Raw genomic sequence first — 21,495 nt, 5'->3', positions numbered from 1 at the left:
CCGGGTCCCGGCGACGGGACCCCTTTCCACGCGAGGTCTTCATGGTCGGATTCGACAGGCACGCCGTCGCCGGCGTGGCTCTCCTCATGGCGGTTTCGGTCGCGCACGCCGAGGTCGCTCCGCGGCTTCCCGAATCCCTGATCGGCGTGCTGCCCGGCATCGGCGATCTCGTCGTCTATCCGCGTTCGGGCGAGGTCCACGTCTGCCGGCGCATCCCCGCGCGCGCTTCGGCATCCTGCACGAGTGCGCGGCAGGTCATCGACGGCGCGCTCGCCGATCGTGACGCCTGGCTCACCCGCACCGCCGATCTGCTTTATCCGACGGATCCGGACATCGCGGTGCTCGATCGCGCGATCGCCATCGCCGCGGACGGCGCGGACGGTCTCTTCGTGGTCGCCTACCGACTGGCAGGACACCAGGCCGACGGCGTTTCGTCCCGGTCCCGGACGCTCGTCGTCACCCGCTGTGCCCCGAACCGGAATTCCGACCTCGGATCCTCCGCGGGACCCGGGCCGACGGCACTCTGCAGCGAAGCGGAGTATTCCGTTGAACCGACCGGCGAAGCGCAGGCGGCGCACGCACGCGACGGTGGCGGACGCCTCGCCGTCGCCACGACCGCACACGGCGTGGCCATCCTGCTCCCCGACGGTGGCGCGCTGTTCACGGCCGAAGCGGTCGACCCGCTCGCCTGGAGCGCGGCGCACATCCGACGCCACCCGCAACAGGTGTTCGCGCCGGCCTCGACCACCGAGGATGGGCTCGACGCGCGCGGCGCCGTCTTCCGGCTCCATCCGTCGGCCATCGACGATGCGTTGATCGTCACGCGCGAAGTCGCCGCCGTCGACGGCGCGACCCTGGTGTCGCTCGGCGCCCTGCCTGCCGACCCGAGCGACCGCACCCCGATGGTTCGACTCGCGGAGACCCGCCTGTTCGACAGTCCGCACGGGGCACGCCCATGAGCCGATCCCGCACCGCCCATGTCCAGGTGCGCTCGCCCTCCGGCAAGCCCTTGAGCGACTGCGCCCGCCGCCGCGCCAGGGAGATGGTCCGCCGCGGTCGCGCGACCTGGATCTCGACCTCACCCCCGATCATCCGCCTGACCGAGAAGCCCTCATGACGACATCGCGCCGGTTCACCGGTTCGCGCGCCAACGCGCTCTTCCCGACCCTGGCCTACGACCCGGACAGCCATCTGTTTCTGCTCGACGACCAGTCGCTCGCCTTCGGCTATCTGTGCGAGCCCTTGTCCGCTGCCGATCAGTCCAACGCCGACCGCCTGCTGGTGCTCGGCAATCTCGACTGGCCGCCCGAGACCCTGCTGCAGGTCGCGCTCTGGACCTCGCCGGATGTCGAGGAGACGGTCGCGCGCATGGAAGGGCTGCGCATCGAGACCGCCACCGCGCTGTTGCGGGAATCCACGCGCCGCACCGCCGCCTATCTGCGCGCCGGCAGCACCGCCCCGATCTCCCCGACCGGGGATCTGCGCCTGCGCGAGCTGCAGGTGTTGGTCACGGCCAAGCTGCCGCTGGCCGCCCCGCAGCCGAGCGCGCATGAGTTGCGCGATGCCCGCGAGTTGCAGGCGACCGCCCTGCAGGTGCTGGTCACCGCCGGGATGCGCCCGACGAGCCTCACCGCCGACCGCCACGTGCGGATCATGACGACCCTGCTCAATTGGGGAGCGCAGGCGGGGTGGCGCGACCGCATCACGCCCGAATGCGATGCCCGGCGCCCGGTCCGCGATCAGTACCTGGACTACGACGTCGGCATCGATGTCGACGCCAAGGGGATCACGCTCGGGGAGCAGCGCATCCAGACCTTCTCGATCAAGCGCTTTCCCGACCGCGCCGGCTTCGGGCTGGCCGCGCGCTTCCTCGGGGATCCCTTCTCGGGCTCGCGCGGGGTGCGCCACAATGCGCTGATCACCCTGAACCTGCATTTCCCGGACCCCGAGGCGACGCGGGTGAATCTCACCTCGCGCGCGCAGTGGGCCGCCCATCAGGTGAGCGGCAATCTTTCGCACTACATGCCGCGTCTCGCCCACAACAAGCGCGATTTCGACGCCTTGTTCGCCCGGCTGGATCACGGCGACCGCCCGCTGCAGGCGTACCTGGGGATCGTGCTCTTCACCGCCCCGGAGGAGGCCGCGGGCGCGGCCTCGAATCTGCGCACCTATTGGCGCGAGCTCGGCTTTCAGGTGCTGACCGACCGCTTCTTCGTGCTGCCGCTCTTTCTCAACTGTCTGCCGTTCGGGGCCGATCGCGGGGCGATCCGCACCAGTTTTCGCTACCGCACCCTCTCCGCCGCCCACGCCGTCGCGCTCATGCCGGTCTTCGGCGACTGGAAGGGCACCGGCACCCCGGTGCTCAACCTGATCGGGCGCACCGGTCAGCTCGTGGATCTGAGCCTCTTCGACTCGGCGACCAACTACAACGCCGTGATTGCCGCCTCCTCGGGTTCGGGCAAGTCGTTCCTCGCCAACGAGCTGCTCTCGACCAACCTGAGTGTCGGCGGGCGCTGCTGGGTGATCGACGTCGGGCGCAGCTACGCCAACCTCTGCGAATCCCTCGGCGGGCAGTTCGTCGCCTTCACCGCCGACTCGGACATCGTGCTGAATCCCTTCGAGCTGCTGCAGACGTGGGAGGAGGACGCCGACGTGATCGCCGCCATGGTCACGGCAATGGCCGCCCCGACCGAGCCGCTCGGCGACTATCGCACCGCCGGTCTCAAGCGCGCCCTGCGCGAGCTGTGGGACACCCACGGCACGGGGATGAACGTGGATCTGATCGCCGCGGCCATGCTCGCCTGCGCGGACGAGCGTCTGCAGGACGTCGGCGTGCAGCTCTACCCCTTCACCTCGCGCGGGGAATACGGACGCTGGTTCCACGGGCGCAACACCATGGACTTCAGCGCGGATCTGGTGGTTCTGGAGCTCGAAGAGCTCAAGGGACGCAAACACCTCCAGCAGGTCATCCTGCTTCAGCTGATCTTCCAGATCCAGCAGGCGATGTATCTGGGCGAGCGTTCTCGCCAAAAGCTGGTGCTGATCGACGAGGCCTGGGATCTGCTCACCCAGGGGGATGTCGCAACCTTCATCGAGCACGGCTACCGGCGCTTTCGCAAGTACAACGGGGCCGCGATCACCGTCACCCAGTCCCTCGCCGACCTCTACGCCAACCCCACCGGGCGGGCGATCGCCGACAACAGCGCCCACACCCTGCTGCTCGCCCAGCCCGGCCATGCCATCGATCGACTCAAGGCCGATCACCGTCTGCCGATGACCGCCGCGGGCGCGGAGATGCTCAAGACCGTGCACACCGTTCCCGGTGCCTACTCCGAGATCATGACCCTGACCGACAGCGGCGCGGGGATCGGCCGGCTGATGGTGGACCCCTTCCGCCAGCTGCTCTACTCCACCAAGCCCTCGGACGTCGCGGCGATCCGACGGCTGCGCGAGCGCGGGATGAGCGTCGAGCAGGCGATCAACCGGTTGCTTGCGGGGGCCGAGGCGGAGGCGTCCGATGCCGCCTGAGAATCGCTCCGCTCCGGCTCGCACGTCCGGCGGCATCCTGCTGCTCGCGGCACTCCCGCTGGCGGCCCTCGCCGGCGGTTACCTCGGCACCGAGATCGCGGCCCGGCCGCTGCGCGAGGCCATCGCGACCCGCCCGCCGGTGCTGATTATCGATGTCGCCGCCGCCCTGGACGGGATCGCACCGGAAGACGTCGGCGAGGCGATTGCGGACCTCAAGGCGACCGCCGCGCGTCTCGCCGACGGGGGCGTTCTGGTGCTGGACGCCCAGGCCGTGCTCGCGGCACCGCACGACGCCTATGTGTTGTCGGGGAAGCAGCCATGAGCGCACGCGCGGACATTGCCGCTTCCCCGAGGCTCGCCTCGCGCGCACCCTCCGGCGCGGCCTGCCGGTGCTGCTCCTCGTCCTGGGGTTGATGCTCTATCTCGGGACGCGCTATCGCATCGCGATCAACGATCAGGTCGACAAGTGCTTGCCGCCCTACACGGTCTTCCTGGTGGATCGCCACGACAGTGCCCTCGAGCGCGACGGCCTCTATGCCTTCCTTGCCGGCGAGCGCATGGCGCCCTTCTTCCCGATGCAAATGCAGGTGATCAAACGGGTCGTCGGTTTGCCCGGAGACACCGTTGCGGTCACTGAACAGGCCACTCGGGTCGACGGCCGAACGGTCGGCGAAGGACTGGATCTGGCCGGCACGCTCGGCACGCCCGCGGCGCAGTTCGTCCGCGAGGTCGTGGTCCCCGCCGATGCCGTCTGGATCATGGGCGCCACCCGCGACAGCTTCGACTCGCGTTACTGGGGCCCGCTGCCGCGTCATCACATCATCGGGCGGGCCTATGCACTGCTCTGAGCTTCGGTTCCCTGCCCTGCTCGTCCTCTCGCTCCTATACGTCCCGACGGCCTCCGCCCAGTCAAGCGAGCGCGCCGATCTGCGTGCGCTGCGCGATCAGGCCGGCGCCATCCAAGAGGCGGTCTCCGGCACGGCGCTCCCGGACTGGCTCCGGCCGGGCTCCGAGGCTTCGACACGCGCGGGCGAGACGCTCGGCGCGGCCGAGCGCGAACGGATGCACCGACTGATCACCGCACAGATGCCCGCCGTCCCCGCCGCGAACGCGCCCCCGACGCAGACGATCACGCTCCTGGTCTCGCGCGCCTTGGGCGCGGCTGCCCTGCGCGACATCTTCGCCAGCGCGGCCCGACCCGACGTGCGGGTGGTCTTTCGCGGGGTGGCCGAAGGCGAACCGCTGATGGATTTCATGCGCGGGATCCATGCCGAGTTGGACGGGCTCGATCCGATGCCCGCGGTCGCGCTCGACCCGACACCCTTTCGCGAGGCCGGCGCCGAGGCCGTCCCGCTGATGATCCTGTCCGGACCCGACGGGGAGATTGCACGGGTCGCCGGCCTGTCGGATCCCGCCTGGCTGCAGGCGCAGGTGGCGGCCGGCCGGACCGGGGATCTGGGGATACGCGGACCGGTCGCGACGATCTCCGAACCGGACATGCTCGAGGAGATCGCGCGCCGGGTCGCCGCCCTGGATCTCGCGGCACTGCGCGAGCAGGCACTCGCGCGTTATTGGACACGCGCGGTCTTCGAACATCTGCCGGCCGCGCGGGAGCCCCGCACGCGGGTGATCGATCCGGTGATCGAGGCGAAGGCCGACATCGCCCTGCCGGACGGCACGCTGCTGGTGCGGGTCGGCGAGACCCTCAACCCGCTCGATCGCCTGGCCTTCGGGCTGCGTCTGGTGGTGTTCGATCCGACCGAGCCGGCCCAAGTCCAGACGGCGCGCACGCTGGGCGAAAGTGCCGGGACGTTGCGGCCGGTCTATCTGGCGACCCGTTTGGATCGCGAGGCCGGCTGGGAGGGTTTTCGCGCCATCGAGGATGCCCTGGACGAGACGGTCTATCTGCTCACCCCGGACGTGCGCGAACGCTTCGCCCTGGAGCGCGTACCGGCGAGCGTCGAGTCCGCCGGTCGTGTCTTCCTGGTGCGCGAGCATCCGCCGGAGGAACCCCGATGAAGGCACCCACCCTGCCCCGCCTCGCCGGACTGCTCGCGGTCGTCCTCGCGCTGTCGCAGTCCCCCGTTCGGGCCGCCGACCCCGCCTGCCCGGACGCCGAGCTGTTCTCGGGCAAATTGATCACCGATGTCTGCTGGGCCTGTCTGTTTCCGATCCGCATCGCCGGCATGCCCCTGTTCGGCGGAACCGCACCGGCGGGTGCGGCCTCCGCCCCCTTCTGCGCCTGCAACGACGCCTTCGGCGTGCCCCATCCGGGCTTCACCGTCGGGATGTGGGAGCCCGCGCGACTGATCGAGCTGGTCCATGCGCCGCGCTGCGCCCCGGCCCTGGGCGGGATTCGCCTGCCGCTCGGCAGTCGCCGTCTGCTCGGCACCGCCGGTCAAGCCGAATACGACGCGAGCGATACGTCCTTCTACAACTTTCATTGGTACGCCTTCCCGCTGCTGATCCTGCTGGATCTGTTTTGGGACGACCGCTGCAACCCGGACGGCTACGTGGATCTGGACCTGCTCTATGTCTCCGAGCTGGATCCGACCTGGAACCACGACGAGCTGGCCTTCTTCACCAACCCGGAGGCCGCCTGGCTCGCCAATCCGGTCGCCCTGGCCGCCTGCCTGGCCGATGCCGCCGCAGCGACCGCGGGCACCCCGATCGATGCGCTCTTCTGGTGTGCCGGGACCTGGGGCAATCTCTATCCCTTCACCGGGCGCGGGCCCACCGTCGGCTCGCGGGCCCGCGAAACCAGTCTGGCCTCGGCCCGGTCTCTCGCCGCCCTGCATCGGCGCGGACTCGCGCGTCGCACGATGGGCAACGACGCCCTGTGCGGCGCACCGCTCGCGCCCTTCCTCCCGAAGAGCCAGTACAAGCTCACGATGTTCTACCCCCTGCCCGAGACGCAGCGCGCCCATGTGATCGGCGAAAGCCCGTTCACTTGGGGGGAGTGGCGCAACATCCCCGCGGTCGGGGAGGACCATCTCTATCTGCTGTGGCGTTGGAACGACTGCTGTGCGACCTTCTGAGCGATACGCCTTCCCGGTCCGGGTCCTGACCGGCCTCCTCTGCATCGCCCTGGCCTGGACCCCGTGGGCGTTGGTGTGGGGCGATGACTTCGCCGACGCCATCGACGCGGGCAAGCAGGCGGGGCGCGAAGCGACCGGCGCACTGACGCTGCCGGCGCTCTCGGGCGACACGCTGACGCTGCCGGGCGGGGATCTGCGTCTCGACGCGCTCTTTCCCGGCGCCGGCGGCGGCGACCCGGCGAGCTTCTCCGGACTCTACGGCCATCACCACGGCACCCTGATCCACGGCCAACAGGCCCAAGGTGCCCTGATCACCGAGGGCTCGGCGACCGGCGAGGCCTACCGCACCCTGCGCGGGTCGGTCGAGCGCTCCCGTGCCGACATGCGCATCGACCCGCTGTGGGCGCAGACCGACGACGTCCTCGACAACTTCGAGGCGATCGCCGAGACCTTCGGTCACTGCGAGACCGCAACGACCTTCGACAACGGCACCCGCGCGGTCCACGTTCCGGATCTGCGCACCTGCGATCGGTTGACCCCGCAAGGCGGCTCCTGCTCCTGGTATCACGACTACGCGCTCCCGGCGCAGGACAGTCTCGTGACGGTCGGCGGCAGTGCGGCGCTGGAGAGCTGCGGACCCGGCTGCACGCGGGTCGTGCTCGAGCGCGGCGGATCCTGGAGTGAAATCGACGCGCGCTCCGGCGCCGTCCCCGTCGACGCTCCCCCGTTGGAGGGCGAATTCGCCGTGAGCGATCCGGCACGCGTGGACAGTGTCCGGGTCACGCTCGTCTTCGGCGATCGACCGGATCACGAGGCCGCCGAGGGGTGGTTTCTCCAGGGGACGCGTTCCTGGTATTCGGCGCGCTTTCCCGGGGTCGATCGCGCGCGCACCACGCCGGGCGACTGGTATGACGCAACACCCATGACGGAGAACCTGCGCAACGGCGGTCGGTTCAGCCTGCGCCACGACCAGACCTGGACCTACAGCGATCAGGGCGGACCCACCGAGTGGTGCCCCTTGTGCGGGGAGCAGTTCAGCTACCCCGTCTATTTCGGGGCGATCGCCCTTGCGGTGGAGATCCGTTACACCTCCCGGCCGCTGCGCAGTGTCTGGGGCGCGAACGACGGCTGTTACGACCTGCTCGAGACCCTCGGCAGCGACTTCTGCAGCGGTACGGTCGACTGCCTGGGCTCGCCCCCGCTTGCCGCGGACGGCTGTTACGAGAACGGCGACGTGCGCATTTGCCCGGACGCCATGGCGACCCCGCCCGTGGCCGGTCAAAACCCCTTCTGCACCGAGATCAAGGTGACCGCGAGCTGCTCGGGGTTCAACCAAGGGCCGATGTCGTGCTGGACCGATCCGCAGGGACAGCTGCAGTGTCCCTACAACGACGGCGATCAACCCTCCGACTGCATCGCCTTGGAGGCCGATCCCGCCTGCGGCTTCATCAAGTCCGAATGTGTCGAGGGTGCCGTCGACAACCGCGGAACCTGTTTTCTGTTTGAAGAGACCTGGGACTGCGGCACCGCGCGCACCATCCCGTTCCTGGAGCGCCACCGCACGCTCGACTGTGCCGGTCCGGTGCGCTGCCTCGGCACCGACTGCGCGGAGTTTCCCGAGGAGCAGTCGGCGGACTTCGCCAAGGCGGTCGGCGCGTTGCAGACGGTGCAGATGGCGGTCTCGGACATGCAGTGCACGCCGGGCGGCAGCTGTCGGGTGTTCTCGGGCAGCGCCCATGAGTGCAAACGCGCGGTCGGGGGGATCGTGAACTGCTGCACGCGACCCCAAGGCGTGTCGCTGGCGGATTACGTCGGGCTGATCTTCGCACTCGGGAAGATCGATGCCGCGATCATGGGACTCGACAAAGGGGCCATGATCCGCGGCTCTTGGGAGACGTTGCGCCAGCCGGTCACCGCGACCTGGAGCGCGGTCAAGGAGTCCTTCGTCAGCGTGGCCAACAGCTTCACCGGCAAGACCGCGGCGGCCGCCACCGACGCCGCGGCCGAGGTCGGACTGAATGCGGTCAAACAAGCGCTTCTGACGCAGACCGCGGAATGGGCCGCGCAGCTCTTCGGCGATGCCGCGGTCAATGCGCTGTTCTCGACCACGAGCGGCGGGGTGGCGGTCACCGGGGGTGTGGTGGCGGAAGGCTCGGTGCTGCAGCTCGGCGGCGGGGCGGCCTGGCTCGGTACGGCCATGGCCTGGGCGATGTATGCCTACATGATCTACACGGTCGTGATGATCCTGATCCGCATCATCTGGACCTGCGAGCAGAGCGAGTTCGAGCTGGGTGCGAAGCGGGAGCTGCGCGCCTGCCATCGCGTCGGATCCTACTGCAAACAGGAGGTGCTGACCTGGTGCGTGGAGAAGCGCGAGAGCTACTGTTGCTTCAACACCCCGCTTGCGCGGATCCTCAACCAGCAGATCCGCCCGCAGCTCGGACGCGACTGGGGCGAGGCGCAATCACCGGAGTGCTCCGGGATCGACATCCGGGATTTCGCGCGCGTCGACTGGACCCGGGTGAATCTCGACGAGTGGCTCGCGATCCTCTACGAGACCGGACACTTCCCGACCCTGGAGACCCTCACCGTCGAGGACCTCACCGGCGCGGGCAGCGCGCTGACCGTCCGCAGCGAAGGCCGGGCGGATGCGGCGACGCGTACCACGCAACGCAGCGACGGACTCGACAGCGAGGAGGTCCGCAAGGAGGCCGAGTCCGAGCTGTGGCGCGAGACGCTTCCGGCTCTGCCTGCCGAGTAGGCGCGTGTCGGGAACGACTTCCCAAGGACGGTGGATCCATCGCTTCGCGACCATGCAACTCCCGAGCAGCATGATCTTCAGCGACGACCGCAGCACCCATCTTCTCCGGCGTGGCCGGTTCCACGATCACCCGCACATCACCGTCGTGTTGCAGACCGGACCCTGTCTCGTGGAAGACAAACGCCCGGTACAGGCTACAGTGAGTACGATGGTTTCCCCTTCATGAGCCGACCCCTGGAGGCTCTCTCGAAGGGTGAAATCGGTTGGGCAGGTCTCCCGCCCACGACGTCGACTGGTCTGAAAGACGCGGGTATCGTCGAACCCGCGTATGGCCTGTCTATAAGCGGCCCTTCGCCAAAAGAGCTGCGACAACCTGCCGGGGATCGTGGATGGTCTCATCGCGCAAGCAGGGGCAGCCGACGCGGCCGCGGCCAAGCTCATCATGGATCCTGCCCTGCCGGCCCTGAAGCCGCGGGATCGCGCCGCCGCGCTTCCCCTCGCCGGCGGCCTCTCCGAAGTCGGTTGTTCCGTCCTCGCCGCCCTCGGAGAAGACAAACCGACGCCCGAGCAAGGTGCCCGCATGATGGAGGATAGGCAGTCACTGTCTATCGAGAGGTGCCGCCGCAGTCCGTGCGCGGTTGCGGCTGAGCCTCGATTCTGACGCGGGACGTTCCGTCGTCTACCATATCCAGCCGACTGGCCGCTTCGCGCGAAAGATCGATGACCCGATTCCCCTCGTAAGGCCCACGATCATTGATCCTGACCTCGACCTTCTTGTCGTTCTCGAGGTTGGTCACTTCAGCCGTGGTCCCCATCGGCAACGTCGGATGGGCAGCCGTCATCTTGTTCTGATCGAAGGTCTCGCCACTCGCGGTTTCGTTGCCTTGAAATCCGGGGCCGTACCAGGACGCTTCGCCGACCTCATTCGAGCCCGGTTTGGTGGCCGCCGCACTCCCTTTGCCGTGCTCGACCGACTCTTCGGAGTGACATCCGATCAGCGCAAAGGCGGCAATCAGAACACGTCGCGAGAATCGGGCAAGACGGTCGCGTTGGGACATTGAAGTTCCTGTTCTCGGTGATGAGGGCCTCACCCCTCGTTTGGCGGCGTACCAAGCATGAAAGCAATGATCCCCTTGCGGTTCCACAGGCTCCGTGCGGCGGCGCACCTATCGGCTGCTGATTCTTAGGAGCATTTATTCCGGTAGAACAACTACGGATCCTCCGGGGTTGGATCAACGGCGACATCCGACGGATCGCGAGCATCCGCCCACTGAGATTGGCCAGTTCATCGTCGGTTTCGACGTTCGCCTCGTCGCTACGAAACCAATGATTCTTAAGGCTGCCACAACCGGCTCTACAAGGCCGCGATCCGCGGCAAGCGCGGCGTCTCGTCGAAAATGCGGGGTCGGAGCGACGATCGGTTCCGGAACTGCGGTGCGGCGTGACTCGGCCAGTAGGCGGCGCCAACCGAGCCGCTCCGGCGGCAGGTAGACACGCATTGGAGGCTCCAACGGATACTTTCGCCGCCGATCACATCGCGCGGACAGCTGTCAGTCGAGCTGCCGAGGTCGGCGACGACTGGGCCCCATTACCGGTCACCCCACTCTGGCGGCGACCAGGAAGACCTCGGCCACTTCCGGACGCAGGAATTTCGCCGGTCGGAGTCCGAAGGCGCGCGGACAGCCGACGCTCGCCCTACCAAAGAGTGACATACACTGTCCGTTCGCAGTAACAACAGTAAGTCTAGCGGGTTGAAGTCCCGTCCGAGGAGTTGTCCGTACGACTCGGTAGCATGAGGAAGCGGCGTCTTGGTAACAAGGGGTCGTAAGTTTCCCCCCAGCAAAAGAGCAGGCCGTAACGCAAGTGAACCTAGAGGTAGCCTCGTAATATTAGGTTGGAGACGCCGACCCTGTGGACAGAAGGGGAAGGTCGTTGGGTGGCCATTGGAAGAACGGAAGTGATGGTCATCGTCTCTCGGGGTAGCAGGGGCGGCATGTACTTGAAGACTGATCTGTCCAGTGCTGGAGATCCATGACGGGGGTGGAGAGAGGCCACCGACGGCGGCGTATAAGGCAACGAAATCGTCGCCGCCCGTCATGGAAGTCGGAGGGGTTCGTAGTACCGTTTGAGACTGGGGGACAACACAACCCTCGGTCGAGGGAAGGGACCCTACTTTGTTCACGCAACCAACGAGTGGAGGATCAGGGGATTGCCATGTCGCTAATCACCCCGGAGACGATCAGGACACTTCAGAGGAAGCTCTACGCTAAGGCCAAGCAAGAACCGGCCTACCGCTTCTACGCGCTCTATGACAAGGTGTACCGGGAGGACATCCTCCGTCACGCCTGGAATCTTGTCCGGTCAAACGCAGGCAGCCCCGGGATTGACGGGGTCAGCTTCGCGGCCATTGAGCAAGGCGAAGGGGTAGAGGGGTTTCTGCAGGAGATCGCACAGGAACTGCGCGAGAAAAGCTACCGCGCCCAACCGGTACGGCGTGTGATGATCCCCAAAGGGGATGGCCGCGAACGGCCGCTGGGGATACCCACCATCCGCGACCGCGTGGTGCAAATGGCCGTCAAGCTGGTGATCGAGCCGATTTTCGAGGCGGACTTTACGCCGCACTCCTATGGGTTTCGACCCAAACGCTCGGCGCACGATGCCATCGACGATATTGCCAACGCACTCTGGGCCGGACACACTCATGTCATTGATGCCGATCTGTCGAGCTACTTCGACACGATCCCCCACGCTAACCTCATGGCGGTGGTGGCCGAACGCATTGTCGACGGACGCCTCCTGGCGCTTCTGAAGCAATGGCTGAAGGCACCCGTCATCGGCGTGGACGATCAAGGAAAACGCAGGACGGTCGGTGGAGGAAAAGCCAACCGGGTTGGCACGCCGCAAGGTGGTGTCATCTCCCCGCTGTTGTCGAATCTCTACCTGCATCTGCTCGATCGCATCTGGGACCGGCATCGGCTGAAAGACGAGCTGGGGGCACACATCGTCCGCTATGCGGACGACTTTGTCGTGCTCTGTAAGCAGGGTGTGGAAGAACCGCTGAACGTGGTGCGCCACGTCATGGATCGACTGGGTTTGACGCTCAATGAGACCAAGACCCACGTGGTGGACGCCAAGGAGACGGGCTTTGACTTTCTGGGTTTTACGCTCCAGATGAGTCGAGGCGCCAACACCGGCAAATGGTACCCAAACGTACGTCCGTCGGACAAAGCTGTGGGTAAAATCACGGCGAAAGTGACGGAACTAACGCGACGGGAGTTGACCTGCATCCCGCTGGATGATGTGGTTGGAAGCGTGAACCGCAGCCTTCGCGGCTGGGCGAACTATTTCCATTTCCGCAATTCCAGTCTGGCGATGAGTAAGGTTAGGAACCACGCCGAACAGCGGCTGCGAATCCACTTGCGCAAGCGACACAAGGTCAAGACCTGGGGTGCGGGTTACGCCAAATTCCCGTCTCACGACCTCTATGACCGCCATGGACTGCACCCACTCCCGAAAGGACCCGGCTGGAAGACGGCGCATGCCTTGGTGTGAAGAACATCGGAAAGCCGTGTGCGGGAGAACCGCATGCACGGTTTGATGAGGGAGGGCTGGGAGTCACAGCCATGTCCTGGCTATTTAGGCACCGCGAAACGAAAGGCGCGGAAACAGATAAGCCACGGCTACCGTAATTGGCGACCTGCTCTCTACTCTACCCGTAACTCCGTGCTGGATCGACAGATGGCTCGGCGCATCGTCGATTACCTGGATGGGCGCATAGCGACACGCGAGAATCCGCGAAGTACCGGCAAGGCATTGACCGGCCCCCTGAGTGATTTGTGGCGCTATCGCGTCGGAGACTAGCGGCCGTCTGACTTCGGTTCTCAACGCGCTCTCACGCGAATTTCAGCGGTTTCGATCAAGTCGAAGCCGCTGAAATCCGTGTAGCGCACCGACTTTGATCATTCCGTGACCGGTTCTCGGCGATTCCCCGAGGCTCTTTAGGATCTCATAGGGTTATGATATTTTGTAAATCAACAACCTGAACCTTGCCTGCCGGCAGAACCCCATTCGGACGCGGCTCATCATGATGTTCGACACAGAGACCCTTCAGACCCTGCTGAACCTGCCTGATATCGCCATTGATCGCGTTGTGCTCGGTGAGCACAGAACGCTTGAGATCCACGTCCACAGCACCCTCGAGGGGACGCACTGTCACCGTTGCGGCAAGCCGATCGACCATGGCTACGGGCTTGGTCAAGAGATCAAGCTGCGGCACTTACCGGTGTTCGACTACCACACCGTCCTTGTTTTGCGACCCAAACGCTATCAGTGCCACTCCTGCGAGGGGCGGCCGACGACGAGTCAGATGCTGTCGTGGTATTCGCCACGCGCCTCGGTTACGAAGGCCTTCGAGCAGCAAATGCTGCTCGAGTTGATCAACAGTACGCTCGAGGATGTGAGTCTCAAGCATGCCGTCGGTGTCGATGCGCTGCAGGGCATTCTGGATCGCCGCATCGAGCCCGAGGTCGATTGGAACGGGATCGAGACGCTGGAGGTCATCGGCATCGACGAGATTGCGTTGAAGAAGGGCCATCGCGATTTTGTCGTCGTGATCAGTGCCTACGTGAATGATCGGCTCCGCGTCATCGCCCTGCTCCCGGCACGGACCAAGGCCGTCGTGGAGGCGTTTTTCGAAGCATTCCCAAGCGCTTACGGCGCACGGTCGAGGTTGTCTGCTCGGACCTTTACCAAGGCTTCATCGGGGCCGCGAAGGCCGTGTTCGGCAAACGCGTCCTCATCTGCGCGGACCGCTTTCATGTCGCTCGCTTGTATCGCGAGGGACTCGAAACCCTGCGCAAGCGCGAGTTCAAGCGGCTGCGTCGCACGCTCTCCAAAGCGTCCATTGATGAGCTCAAGAACGCGCATTGGGTCCTGCGGCATCGTCGCGCCGACCTGAATGCCGATGAGCGTCGCCTCCTCAATCGCATCTTCGCCCACTCCCCGAAACTCAAAGAAGCGTACGAAGCCTGCGAGGCGCTCACCGCCATCTACGACAGTCGCCTGTCGAAAGGTCAAAGCAAACGTAAACTGCGCGGTTGGATGCGCCGCGTCACCAACCGCAAGCTCACGTGTTTCGATCGTTTCCTCGGCACGCTCGAGACCCGCTTCGAGGAGATCACCAATTATTTCGTCGGCCGCCGGACCAGTGGATTCGTGGAGGGGCTCAACAATAAGATCAAAGTCATCAAGCGCCGCTGCTATGGAATGACGAGCCTCAAACACCTCTACCAGAGAGTGTACTTGGATCTCGATGGATACGCCCGGTTCGGGACCTCTCGCGGATGAAACAAGCGCTTGTCGGTCGAGCGCTCAACCATTTTTTGGGGTTGTCGTGTACGGCTGGATTTGGCTTAAGTACTTGTTTTCAAATAACCCATACGTTCCCCTGAAATCCGGGAGAGCCTTCCCCGACCGAAATCCGACAAGTGGGACAGCCCCCTAGGGGTAGCCATGGATGGCGGATAGCGAGGCGAAGATCGTGGTCCAGCTAGGGACACGCCAATAATTTTAGTGTTTGATCATCAAGATTGAGGAGTAAAGAGATGGATGATCCAAAAGTAAAAAACTATGATGTGTTGATCGCAAGATTTGTAATAGCGGGAGTTGGCTTTTTTGCAGCCTATGTTTGGTTGGCGATCTCGATTTTCTTGTTACAAGATTATGGAGACGCGGCTGCAGTGATTGTGATTGTGAGTTCTTTGGTCATTTTCGGTCATCTGGCAGTTTATCGACAATTCAAGAATGTTCGCGAATCCAGGGAACTACGGATTTGGATGAGAATTAAGCAGTATGCAATGAGTCTTGGGAAAGATCATAACGGTTGATAACCTTAAAAATGAATGATAGAGACTGAATGGTGAGTTTATTGGCTCTTTATGTGTTTCGGTTAAAGGGGTCAAAACGGAGAAAATCGTACGCTAAGCTTCAGACAGGCTCCTCGGCGGTCGAAACTTGCTTTGCACAACGTCTTTGTTCTGCCGCCGGATGTGGTCAGGGAGCATAAACGCTTATCGGCGGGCACGCTGGGCCAGTTTCGGCGGGCGTCCGCCGCGCTCGGCGGACGCCCGCGGGCCTGTCCCGGTCGGCGTCGTCCAGGAACCGCGTAGGTGAGGCTCCCAGTCGGGCCAGTGGCCGAGTACGGCGGCGATCACACGTGCCGTGCGGTAGTAATGGGGGTAGAACAAGCAGTCGTGTCACCAGCCGCCATTTCGCTCAAAGCAACGCCAGGCGGGTGTTCATGTCCAGCTCGAAGCGACCGTACGGGTTGACGTGCTCCCAGATCAGCGGCGTCAGCGCCGCATAGTCGCGAGGGGTGAGCCGTTCCTGCCAATGCGGCCTCGCCAGCACGGTTTGGATCATCAGGGTGTTGATGTAGACCATGCAGTTCTGGATCAGATGGAGCGCGAGCATGCTGATCTCGTGGTCCTCACGACGGTTGCTCACCATCTCGCCGCGGCGGGCGAAGAAGACGAAATCGGTCGCGCCGTTCCACTGCTCGACGACATTGAGTCCCTCGTTGATCTCGCGCCGCAGGGCCTCGGAGTGCAGGTAGCGGCACAGAAAGATGGTCTTGATGGCCTTTCCAAGCTCGGCCAATGCCTTGTAGGTCGGGTGCTGCACGTTCTGCCGGGTAAAGCGTCGCAGGATCGCCTCGGTCTCGGCGGTCCCCAAGCGCAGTGCCGTCGTGTATTTGATCATCTGGTCGTACTGTTGCCGGATCAGCTCCCAGTCGATCGGTCGGGTCAGAATCAGTTGAAGATCCTTGTAGGCATCGGCCTTGCCGGTTTCCGGCCGGTACAATTAGAAACTGAAGTTTCCGGGTTCTGGCGCGGGCTGGCGTCAGTAGTGCTTGGGGAGGCTGGGATTTTCGGCAGGGTTTGCGCGAATCTAGGCAAACCCCCCTCAAAATACCCCCTACCCCTGTCGCTAACCCCGCCCGAAACCCGGAAACTTCAGTTAGAAATCATCTGTGATTTTATAGAATTCCTAAACGAAAATGGTGCAGAATATAAATTGCCAGATAAATTGGAATTTTGGTAAGAAAGGTCCGGGGTCAGTTCTTATGCTCAAGATAAATCGGAGAACATGAAATGTTTGGAAAACTGTTTGGAAAATCTCAAACACATAAAGTTAATCATAAATTTTGGAAATGGGTTCAGAATAATTGCAGTTGCGTAGAATTTAAACCAGAAAAAATTAAAGCATGGAGTGAATTAAAAAAACTTGAGCTTCGATCAAATGATCTAAGTGATTTATCAGATGATATATCAATACTTACAGGCTTAGTTGATCTCAGTTTATCTGGTAATAAATTTTCAATAGTCCCTGAGATTGTTTTTAGCCTTAATGAACTAATGTTTTTAAATTTTGGAGTAAACCAAATATCTGAATTGCCAAATGGTATTGGGAGGTTAAAAAAATTAAAAATTCTCGATTTAGGTGAAAATAAATTGATCAGTCTTCCTAGCGAGATTGGAGAATTAAAAAATCTAGAAACACTTATTTTGAATAACAACATGTTAACCAGCTTACCTAAAGAAATAGGAAATATGACCGCACTCAATCAGATTTACATATGGGATAATAATTTAAGTAGCCTACCAGATGAAATAATGAATTTGAATAATTTAGAATCGATAGATTTGCAAAATAATAATTTCACCAATGAAGATTCAAAAAAATGGACGGACAGGTTTAGTAACACCAAATGTAGAATATCGTTTGGTTATCAAAAATGTAATATATCAGACCCAATTTATGCAGAAAAGAATATCGATGGAGGAAGTGTTGAAGACTCTTTTAGTGCAATTTATTTAGATTCACAATATAGAGATACGGTATCTGCCATATTTAAGTGGTCTAATTTGGATGAAGACGACTTTTTCAGCGCAATGATAGCTAACGACAGATATAATAAAATAATCGTAAACGAAGGTTTAAATGCATTTGATTCGGAAAATAATATTGTGCCAATTTATATGGCGCTTAATGCGGAAACTCCTTCTACTGAAGATGAGTTGATTCAATGGGTAAAGATTGCTTATATTCAAATTTGCGATGAATATAATTTAGAACCAAATTCAAAACTGAAAATAATTACTGTTGGTACAAGTGGAAATAAAAAGACCATAACAATGATGGAGTATTAGAATTCGACTTTGGCCAATCTAGGCGGTCGCCGCGAGCTGCTACTCGGGCCTTGAATTGACGTCATTCTCCTCGGCCCAGATCGTGCGCCGCACCTAGGCAATCGGAGAAGGCAAGGTGGCGTGGGACTTCGGATACCAGCCGGTGGAGCGTGGCAGTGTGTCCCCAGGACAATCGCATCGCGTTTTCCTAATATTCGCGCTTTTGGAGGCTGTCTTTTGTGGAGAGATCTTCGGCGCCTCGAAGAGCAGCGTGGCGAGGTAGCTGTAGCGACCTACAAACATCCGGCGCTCGGCCTGCAAACATCGCGATTATTGACACCCGAGTCGTCGCTCGACTCGGGCTTCGACGGCGGCAAGCTCGTCAAGGGCCGGAAGCGGCATATCGTCGTCGATACAATGGGTTGCCTTCTGATTGTCTACGTGCATGCGGCCAACATCTTCGACGGCAAAGCCGCTCGCAAGGTTCTCGCCGACGTGTTCGTGCTCGTGCGGAACGTCAAGATTATTTGGGCGAATTGCGGCTATTCCGGCCGAGAGCTTTTGATTGGTTATTATCGCAGTTCGACTGTCGGATCGAAATCGTGAAGAGGGGGGAGAAGAAAGGCTTTCATGTGTTGCCTCGCCGCTGGGTTGTGGAGCGCACCGTTGCGTGGTTGGGACGATCACGTCGCGTGAGTCGAGAGAGAGCCGCGATCGAGTGAATCACAAGTCTATCTTGCCTCCTCGCGTCTACTCCTCCGTCAAATCTGCGGAAATCAAATTCTTTATGAATAGGATGTCGACTCTTGCGATCGGTCTCGGGTCCCTTTGCATTGGCCTAAGTTGGCCTCGATCATCGTTTGGTCCACCTTGCCGGCGGGAGCAAGGCGTCCTGGCGTAAAGCGCTGATAAGAAGCCTAAGATTGCAGCTATCCTTACGCTTGCACTGGGTTTTGGACCAGACGATGATCAAGGCATCTAAGTTGCTATACAGCGTCTTAACATTCTTAATGAAATTTAATGAAATTTCCTGCTCAGGGCTATACTTCGAAAGTCTACGTCGTCGCCGGGGCCACGGTCGATGGCTAGTCGCCGAACGGGTCGTCGGCACCGGTCAAACCCTCGATCTCCTCCGCCAACTGCGCGGCCTCGGCCTCCAGCTCGGCGATCTCGGCGCCGATCACCTCGGCCTGCTGGTCCGCGATCTCCTGGACGAACGCGGGCCGTTTCCGGCTGAGCAGGTAAAGTTCGTAGTCGCCGCTCTCGCGCAGCCGCTCGAGCTCGTCCAACAGACCGAAGATGCGCTCCTGCAGCGTCGCGTAGAGCGCCCGCAGCTTGGCCAGCTCCGCCTCGTCGCTGAAATCGAGGCTGGCCAGCCCCTGACGCAGCAGAAAGCCGTTGGGATCCTCGGCGATCTCACGCAGGCGCTCGATATCGCCGCGATCGCGCGCCGTGTTGACCTCCTGCGTCAGGCGTTCGTAAATCGCCTGCTTTTCCGGCTCCTGGGCATAGCGGTCGGGGTGGTAGAGGCGGACGAGCTTCTTGTAAACGCCCTTCAGCTCCTGCGCTTCCTCCTCGCTCAGGGCGTGGGTGTCGGCCGCCTGCGTGGCCGTCTCCTCGTACTCGCGCTCGGTCTCGGCCTTGGCCTCCGCGTAGTCGGGCGCGAGCGCCTCGGCCTCTTCCTCGCCCTCGAGGATCAGGGTGTCGAGAAACCTGCGCCGGTATTGGACCTGCAGCCGCAGTGCATCGCGTCGCTCGTAATGCGGGCGCAGCCGCGTAAACAGCTCGAACCGGAGCACCTCGACGCCGTGATGCTCGCGGGTGTACTCCGCCTCCAGATCCGCCAGTCGGGCGCGGGCGCCGGCCACGCATTGGCGCAGCGTCTCACGCTCCGGATCGCGGAACAGCACCAGCTCGCCGCTGTCGCCCGGCCCGACCTCGATCACCACCGCTTCGGCCTCGGCAACCCCGACTTCCGCGTGGAGCCGATCCAAATACCACCGGCCCATCTCGGCACTGCGCGGGTTGTCGGCGCTCGCCAGCCAGTGCAGCCAGTCGTGCAGCGCCTCATCCTCCAGCGCTTCGCGAAACAGGCGCCCCTTGTACTTGCCGAAGGCGATGCGCGAGGGGAACCAAGGCGCGGCGGCAAAGGCGCTGATCGCCTCCCAGCTCCCCAGCCCGCGCGCGTCGGCCAGGGGGCGCAAGACCTGCCGCATCAGGTCGGCGACCGTCTCCACATCCCCCGGCGCGGTATGCGCGCCGCGCTCGGGCAGCCGGTAGTACTGACGCAGCGTCTGCAGCTTGTGGTTCCCGGCAGGAACCGGGTCCAGCAGACGCTGGGTCAGGTTGAGGGCGCAGAAGCCGGGACGCCCGATCGGCGCGATGCCGAGACGGTCCCATTCGGGGCGCAGCACCTCGTCGAGGTCGTAGCGCAGGTTGTAGGCGACCAGCGGCCGTTCCCCGACGTATCGGGCAAAGGCGTCGTAGACCTGACGCGGCGGCTCGCCGTCGCGCTCCAGGATCTCGCGGGTGTAGCCGTTGACGCGGGAGGCCTCGGGCGGAATCTCGGCGTTGTGATTGAGCAGGCACCGAAATGGCGCACCCTCCGGTGTCCAGCCACGCATGTGCTGGGCGGCCAGCTCCACAACGTAGACCGGCGCCTTGATACCGGAGGTTTCGGTGTCGAGGAGGATCCAGGAGGTTTGGTGCATGGGGCGGTTAGATTTCATATCCGTAGATCTCCAAGCCGCGAGGCGCGTTCAGGACTAGCAGATCCTCATAACACGACAAATTTCGCAGCCCCGGCACCGGGGCGAGGTCCAGCGCGGTGAGCTTGTTCCAGACGCAAACAAGCCCGGACAGCCCCGGCACCGGGGAGAGGTCCAGCGCGGTGAGCTTATTGCCGTTGCAATCAAGCTTGGTCAGCCCCGCCACCGGGGAGAGGTCCAGCGCGGTGAGTTGGTTGCCGTAACAACGAAGCCCGATTAGGCCCGGCACCGGGGCGAGGTCGAGCGCGGTGAGTTGGTTGCGGCCGCAATCAAGCCAGGTCAGGCCCGGCACCGGGGCGAGGTCGAGCTCGTAGAGGGGATTGCCGCCGCAATCAAGCGAGGTCAGGCCCGGCACCGGGGCGAGGTCGAGCTCGGTGAGTTGGTTGACGCCGCAATCAAGCCAGGTCAGGCCCGGCACCGGGGCGAGGTCGAGCTCGGTGAGGCGGTTGTTGTCGCAATGAAGCCAGGTCAGGCCCGGCACCGGGGCGAGGTCGAGTTCGGCGAGTTCGTTGAAGTGGCAACCAAGCGTGGTCAGGCCCGGCACCCGGGCGAGGTCGAGCAACTCCAGTTCAAGCCAACAGCAGCAGAGGGTTAGCAGTCGCGGCAGAACCGGACGGAGGGCGACGGCGACGTCCGGCCAGCGACCCTTGAGGCCCAAGTCCCGGATCAGCAACCCCGACTCCCAGTCGCCCGGGATGAACGGGAAGACGTCGAAGTCCCATGCAAGGCCGACGATGGCACCGTCCTCCACGCGGAAGCCAATGGGCTCCATGTCTTCCAGTTTCCATGGGTCCTTGTCTTTCAGTTTCCATTCCACCGAACTCCCGGCGAGCCGTTCCAGGACCGCCTCCGGCGCCAAGCCCGCGGCTGCGGCCCAGCGCAGGACCTGCCGGTAATCGGGCGCGCGCAGCCGATACGCCCCGACGGGAAACCGTGCCGCGTCGAGATCCTGCGCCCGGGCGCGCGCCAGGATGTCCCCGGTCACCGCCGCCACGACGCGAGGGGTGCGCCGCCCCGGCGCGGCGATGTCCGCGGCGGGCCGGGGGACCAAGGGGTGCTTTGTGTCGTCCGTCATGTGCCGTCTCCAAAGGCGTCCTTCCTGTACCGAAAAAGAACCGACCGCGGTCGTTCGTTCAGAAGAATCCTGCAACCGGCGAAGCATCGTCACGAGGACCCGCCCGGATCGAGAAGGTCGGTTGCGTTGCGCGAGC

General features: G+C 62.9%; 16 protein-coding genes and 2 pseudogenes. 13 read left to right on the top strand and 5 right to left on the bottom strand.

Annotation, left to right across the window (positions count from 1 at the left end; translation table 11 throughout):
• Nucleotides 1–41: 41 nt before the first annotated feature.
• The 8 genes from KFB96_RS03315 (at nt 42) to traN (ending at nt 9,327) form a co-directional block, all read left to right on the top strand.
• Nucleotides 42–959, top strand: coding sequence for a hypothetical protein (locus tag KFB96_RS03315; protein ID WP_213458974.1), 918 nt, complete (start codon nt 42–44; stop codon nt 957–959).
• On the top strand, nt 956–1,117 hold the full coding sequence (locus tag KFB96_RS03310) for an RRXRR domain-containing protein (protein WP_213458972.1): 162 nt from the start codon (nt 956–958) through the stop codon (nt 1,115–1,117). The genes KFB96_RS03315 and KFB96_RS03310 overlap by 4 nt, the downstream gene beginning before the upstream one ends.
• The gene (traC, locus tag KFB96_RS03305; protein WP_213458970.1) at nt 1,114–3,528 is read left to right on the top strand and encodes a type IV secretion system protein TraC; all 2,415 of its coding nucleotides are present in this window, start codon (nt 1,114–1,116) and stop codon (nt 3,526–3,528) included. Before KFB96_RS03310 ends, traC begins: the two co-directional genes overlap by 4 nt.
• Entirely contained in the window at nt 3,518–3,850 is a 333-nt protein-coding gene (locus tag KFB96_RS03300; protein WP_213458968.1) for a hypothetical protein, read from the top strand. The genes traC and KFB96_RS03300 overlap by 11 nt, the downstream gene beginning before the upstream one ends.
• Before the next feature lie 67 nt (nt 3,851–3,917).
• Nucleotides 3,918–4,376 carry a signal peptidase I gene (gene lepB / locus KFB96_RS03295; protein ID WP_300971263.1) on the top strand — a complete coding sequence of 153 codons (459 nt, stop codon included), beginning with the start codon at nt 3,918–3,920 and terminating at the stop codon, nt 4,374–4,376.
• A complete protein-coding gene (locus KFB96_RS03290) occupies nt 4,363–5,547 on the top strand; it encodes a TrbC family F-type conjugative pilus assembly protein (protein WP_213458964.1) in 1,185 nt (394 codons plus the stop codon). Before lepB ends, KFB96_RS03290 begins: the two co-directional genes overlap by 14 nt.
• Nucleotides 5,544–6,566: a TraU family protein gene (locus KFB96_RS03285; protein ID WP_213458962.1), complete on the top strand. Its 1,023-nt coding sequence runs from the start codon at nt 5,544–5,546 to the stop codon at nt 6,564–6,566. Before KFB96_RS03290 ends, KFB96_RS03285 begins: the two co-directional genes overlap by 4 nt.
• Complete coding sequence (traN, locus tag KFB96_RS03280; protein ID WP_213458960.1) at nt 6,553–9,327, top strand: conjugal transfer protein TraN; 2,775 nt, start codon at nt 6,553–6,555, stop codon at nt 9,325–9,327. The genes KFB96_RS03285 and traN overlap by 14 nt, the downstream gene beginning before the upstream one ends.
• A gap of 605 nt (nt 9,328–9,932) precedes the next feature.
• Here traN and KFB96_RS03275 read toward each other — a convergent pair.
• Nucleotides 9,933–10,385, bottom strand: a complete 453-nt coding sequence (locus KFB96_RS03275) for a septal ring lytic transglycosylase RlpA family protein (protein ID WP_213458958.1) — start codon at nt 10,383–10,385, stop codon at nt 9,933–9,935.
• A gap of 1,156 nt (nt 10,386–11,541) precedes the next feature.
• Between KFB96_RS03275 and ltrA the strand changes: the two genes are divergently transcribed.
• Nucleotides 11,542–12,879, top strand: a complete 1,338-nt coding sequence (gene ltrA / locus KFB96_RS03270; protein WP_300970724.1) for a group II intron reverse transcriptase/maturase — start codon at nt 11,542–11,544, stop codon at nt 12,877–12,879.
• Between the two features lie 454 nt (nt 12,880–13,333).
• Here the strand turns inward: ltrA and KFB96_RS26320 are convergent, their stop codons facing one another.
• Nucleotides 13,334–13,603, bottom strand: a complete 270-nt coding sequence (locus KFB96_RS26320) for a hypothetical protein (protein WP_213459929.1) — start codon at nt 13,601–13,603, stop codon at nt 13,334–13,336.
• On the opposite strand from KFB96_RS26320, the pseudogene KFB96_RS27380 reads away from it, so the two are divergent.
• Both KFB96_RS27380 and KFB96_RS03255 read left to right on the top strand, forming a co-directional pair.
• Nucleotides 13,505–14,673: pseudogene (locus KFB96_RS27380) on the top strand (ISL3 family transposase). The gene KFB96_RS26320 and the pseudogene KFB96_RS27380 overlap by 99 nt on opposite strands.
• Nucleotides 14,674–14,930: 257 nt before the next feature.
• Nucleotides 14,931–15,212 (top strand): hypothetical protein, encoded by a 282-nt coding sequence (locus tag KFB96_RS03255; RefSeq protein ID WP_213458954.1) that lies wholly within the window; start codon nt 14,931–14,933, stop codon nt 15,210–15,212.
• Nucleotides 15,213–15,600: 388 nt separating this feature from the next.
• Here the strand turns inward: KFB96_RS03255 and KFB96_RS03250 are convergent.
• Nucleotides 15,601–16,188, bottom strand: a pseudogene (locus tag KFB96_RS03250) (Tn3 family transposase); the annotation flags it as partial.
• A 290-nt stretch (nt 16,189–16,478) separates the two neighbouring features.
• Here KFB96_RS03250 and KFB96_RS03245 point away from each other — a divergent pair.
• Both KFB96_RS03245 and KFB96_RS26305 read left to right on the top strand, forming a co-directional pair.
• Entirely contained in the window at nt 16,479–17,537 is a 1,059-nt protein-coding gene (locus KFB96_RS03245; RefSeq protein ID WP_213458952.1) for a leucine-rich repeat domain-containing protein, read from the top strand.
• 216 nt (nt 17,538–17,753) lie between these two features.
• Nucleotides 17,754–18,122: a transposase gene (locus tag KFB96_RS26305; protein WP_300971262.1), complete on the top strand. Its 369-nt coding sequence runs from the start codon at nt 17,754–17,756 to the stop codon at nt 18,120–18,122.
• A gap of 479 nt (nt 18,123–18,601) precedes the next feature.
• Here the strand turns inward: KFB96_RS26305 and KFB96_RS03235 are convergent, their stop codons facing one another.
• Together KFB96_RS03235 and KFB96_RS03230 are read right to left on the bottom strand one after the other, a co-directional pair.
• Nucleotides 18,602–20,245, bottom strand: coding sequence for an exonuclease domain-containing protein (locus tag KFB96_RS03235; protein WP_300971261.1), 1,644 nt, complete (start codon nt 20,243–20,245; stop codon nt 18,602–18,604).
• Nucleotides 20,235–21,359, bottom strand: coding sequence for a hypothetical protein (locus KFB96_RS03230; RefSeq protein ID WP_213458950.1), 1,125 nt, complete (start codon nt 21,357–21,359; stop codon nt 20,235–20,237). Before KFB96_RS03230 ends, KFB96_RS03235 begins: the two co-directional genes overlap by 11 nt.
• Nucleotides 21,360–21,495 lie beyond the last annotated feature (136 nt).

The sequence above is a fragment of the Thiocapsa sp. genome (assembly GCF_018399035.1).
Lineage (GTDB): Bacteria > Pseudomonadota > Gammaproteobacteria > Chromatiales > Chromatiaceae > Thiocapsa.
This window is presented reverse-complemented; position numbering and strand designations above follow the sequence as displayed.